This is a genomic window from Acetivibrio straminisolvens JCM 21531 (genome assembly GCF_000521465.1).
In the GTDB taxonomy this organism is placed as follows: Bacteria; Bacillota; Clostridia; order Acetivibrionales; family Acetivibrionaceae; genus Hungateiclostridium; species Hungateiclostridium straminisolvens.
Map to the genome: position 1 here is coordinate 1 of NZ_BAVR01000157.1, position 1,328 is coordinate 1,328.

The 1,328-nt window shown below is 33.4% G+C and carries 1 protein-coding gene and 1 pseudogene; both read left to right on the top strand.

What is annotated here, in order from left to right:
- The coding region (locus tag JCM21531_RS17230) for a stalk domain-containing protein (protein WP_038291666.1) at positions 1-625 on the top strand (625 nt) is incomplete at its 5' end.
- Between the two features lie 22 nt (positions 626-647).
- Positions 648-1,328, top strand: a pseudogene (locus tag JCM21531_RS17235) (hypothetical protein); the annotation flags it as partial.

Consider the following 1,328-nt stretch of genomic DNA (forward strand, 5'->3'; position numbering starts at 1 on the left):
TGTGCCGGTGAGGTTTGTAAGTGAAGCATTGGGAGCAACTGTGAAGTGGAATGCAAATATAAGAACGGTGTATATTGATATGAACGGTAGTGTAGCACCTTCTCCTGAACCGACAGGAGGAACGGTAAAGTATTATGATGGTATAGCTTTTAATGATGTAACAGATGTTGACCCCTATGGCAGAATAAAGATTGAAAAATCAAAAGAGTTTTTACTTAAGTTAGCAGATCAACTGAGATTTGTGAAGGAAGGCGGAAAATACTATATTGAATGTACATATCCAGAAATACCTGAAGGTTACGAATGGAGTCTTGGTATAACGATTTACAACAAAGATGGGACTAATGATGGATATTCTCCAACTGAGCGTAATCCTGAATGGTTAATACCAGCAAAAGGTTCATTTAAAAAAGAGGCAACAGTTATTACTAATATAAATAATTTGGATTTCTTTAATATTGAAATTTCATTAAAACATCCGAAGAATGGCAGTTTGGGCGTACTAAATATAGTTTACTCTATGGATAAATCAGATATGAGAGCCAAATTTGTGCCAAAGTCAGCAACTACACCTTCAGAAAATTATTCGGCAACATTTGACTTTGACAAGATGTTCCAATGGTAGAATGAGTCTAGGGGGCAAAATTATGTGTAGAAAGATTATCTATATTCTATTGTCTATATTGATAATACAAAGCATTTTTATACAAGGCTTCTATGATTATTGTATAGTAAATGCAGAGACCCCAAAAATTGAAGTCCTTATAGAAGGAATAGATGAAACTCCAAAAGGCAAAATAATTGGTACACATGGGCCTATTACAAATGCAATTGAATTATGGCACTATAGTGGTGGTTATTGGAAATATAAGGGATTAATAATAGATGATAAAGACTTAGTTAGAAATATTAGGGATGAAGAGGCTCTTGAGAAAGCAATTAATGAAGAAATTAAGTTTGAGTATACTATTGACCCTGAACTTTATAAAAAATTAATAGAAGAGGGAGACATAAAGATTGTATGTTCAACAACATTAAAAGACGGAGTTACTATGGAAAGCAAATCAATTTTAGATTTGTTTTATGCTAGGCCAATAATAGAAGTCGAAAATGGGAAGATATACTTTTCTGCAAAGCCTAGATTTCATTTCTTTACAGAAGACAACGCATCCTTTCAAAAAATAATTGGAGATAAATTAAATGTTAGAATACCAATAGTTGATCCAGAATACGGATGTAATACATACGCAATTTGGAAAAGAACCGAAGCGGTGGATTGGGGAGGAGCTTTGGGTTACTTTGACAAAAACGATATATTGGTTAAAGCA